A 2491-nucleotide genomic window follows, 5' to 3' on the forward strand; every position below is an offset into this window, starting at 1 on the left:
TGTAACTGGCAAGTACTTTGGGAGAAATTTCGGCAAATAATTTTACTGAATTTTTTCCAGTTGTTTTTGTTTGAACAAGGATTCCCTATGTTCTAACCTAAAGCTCTTACCTTCCATATTGAAAAGTTCGCAGCGATAAGCAATTCTATCAAGAACTGCTGTAGTTAGTGCAGGATCTCCTAATAGTTCAGCCCAATCCTCAAAACCTTTATTAGAGGTGATTATTAGTGAAGCTTGTTCGTGAAGTGCAGTTATTAACTGAAAGAACATATTAGCTTCTTCTCGTGCTATAGGTAGGTAGCCAAGTTCATCGATTATTACAAGGCTTGAGGAAAGTATTTTGTTCATTTTGCCTTTACTACTTCTTGATATATCCTTTGTTTTTAACAGGTGCATTAGTTTATCCATGCTTACAAAACTAACTTTATAGCCATCTTCTATTGCTTTGTACCCTAAGGATATTGCAAGATGCGTCTTACCGACGCCAGGAGGACCTAGAAAGATAAGATTGTACATCCTATCTATCCAATCCATTTCCAGCAACCTGTTTACTTGCTTTTGTGTTATTGACTTTTGAAAATTAAAATCAAAATTTTCAATCTTTTTTATAACAGGAAAACCTGCATCTTTTAGCCTTCTTTCTTGTGTCTTTTTATCTTTTAACGTTATTTCTCCTTCAAGCATTGATATAAGCATATCTTGATAAGACATATCTTTTATATCTGCTTTTTCAATTATTTTATCCACATTAAACTTCAAGTAGTTAAGTTTAAGTATCTTAGCATACTCCTTAATTAATTCTAATTTCTCCATTTATTTTTCTCCTTCCTCAAAGCAGCACTGTATTCTCTTATATCTCGCACCTGTGGCTTTACGCCACTATATTTTGAGGGGATTTGTACTTTAGAATTAATATCAATTTTATCCACAGTAGATAACTTTTTATTAGAAAAGTATTCAAGTGTATCTTTAAAGGTTCCAGCACTCCATAGTTTCATATTTACACAATAATTAACAGCCTCACTTACAATATCGCTATCATAAGCTGATGATGCGTTAATTATAACGCCGAATTGATCCTTACAGTATCTCACCTTTTCTTTTCTAATGTTATCCAAAAGTGCCTTTGCATTTTCTGTTTGTCCTAAAACAATAAATGCTCGTTCATATACTGCGTCAGCAGTACTGTTTAAATCCCTTTCGGGATGAATAATCTTTACTAAATCTCCCTTTTTAAGGCTGATTTTATGACTTGCTATAACTTCATTTGTATCAATATCAATGATATTCATATGCATATCATTTATTAACAGCTTAACCTCTTTACCAGGCATATAGGTACCTTTGGGTACTTGGTATCTAACTTGCTTGTACAAAATAATATTGTCTTTTCTTACGCTATATATTAAACTATTATCAGATGAATATTTTTTAAACAAATGAGGTACTGGCTTTAAGTGTTCCTGTTCAAAAGAAAACACTTCTGCTGGTATCTTTTTTGTTGTTTCATGCACTTTTCCATTACCTGTTCTAATGAGCCATTGAAGGGAATCATCATTAAAAGAATCTATATCTACAAAGATTCTATGATGAGCAAAATTATATTTTGCAAATTTAACAACTGCCTCAATTTTACCCTTACTTTCAGGGTCAAAAGCCCTGCAAAGCCTCACTTTATATTTCATAAGGTCAATATAATTTTGAAATCCTTCTGTATAAATAATATCTCCATTATTTTCAGATACTGTTAATATTCTATCTTGATCATAAACTATTTCTAAGGGCATGCCGCCAAAGTATTCAAAAGCTTTATTATGGGCATCTATAAAAGTTTCTGTGGTAAATGGTCTTACAGACCATAGTATGTATTTGTATCTTGAATGGGATAGTACCATAGCAAAGCAATATACTCTTGTTCTGCTGCCCATAGTATTTGTTAACCAGATTTGGCCCATATCAACCTGTGCTTGGTATCCCATAAGAAGCTCATCCACAGCCTCATACTGCCTTGCTGTCGCAATTTTAGGTAGTTTGTTCACTTCTCTAAGATGACTAATATAGTGCCTTAGTGAACGTTCTTTAAAATCCAAGTCTCCATTTTTTTCTCTCAACCAATCATAAACTTGTGCTGAGGAAATATCTCTGAAATCTGTAATCCACTCTAATATTTCATCTTTATACTTGTCTATCTTCTTGGTTCTGCTCTTAGCCTCCTTAACTAACTTTGCATACTCATCAGGAGTCATATCCCAATACTTATCAACAGTTTTATAGTTAATGCTTAATAGTCTTTGAACCTGTGACTTGTTTAGTCCCATGCTCTTATGCTGTTTGATCTCACCAAACAAATTCCAACCCTTCAATCTTTTCATCTCCCTTTAGTAAAATAACTATTTTATTCTACCAAAAGGTGACTTTTTATTGTACTATACTGGAAAATCTTCTCCCTTTTTGTTTGCCGAAATCTCACCCTTTTAGTTTACCATTTACA

Annotated in this window: 2 protein-coding genes; both read right to left on the reverse strand. The window is 33.1% G+C overall.

The genetic code is table 11. The features are described 5' to 3' along the window. Positions 1 to 42: 42 nt before the first annotated feature. Positions 43 to 813, reverse strand: coding sequence for an IS21-like element helper ATPase IstB (istB, locus tag IAI10_RS24490; protein WP_315675930.1), 771 nt, complete (start codon positions 811 to 813; stop codon positions 43 to 45). Next, positions 801 to 2363 carry an IS21 family transposase gene (gene istA / locus IAI10_RS24495; protein WP_315675931.1) on the reverse strand — a complete coding sequence of 521 codons (1563 nt, stop codon included), beginning with the start codon at positions 2361 to 2363 and terminating at the stop codon, positions 801 to 803. Before istA ends, istB begins: the two co-directional genes overlap by 13 nt. Positions 2364 to 2491 lie beyond the last annotated feature (128 nt).

Source organism: Clostridium sp. 19966, from assembly GCF_032335695.1.
Lineage (GTDB): Bacteria > Bacillota > Clostridia > Clostridiales > Clostridiaceae > JACTOJ01.

What these genes read in the sequence shown, in the direction of transcription:
- istB (WP_315675930.1), bottom strand. Translation starts at nt 813, where the DNA reads ATGGAGAAATTAGAATTAATTAAGGAGTATGCTAAGATACTTAAACTT.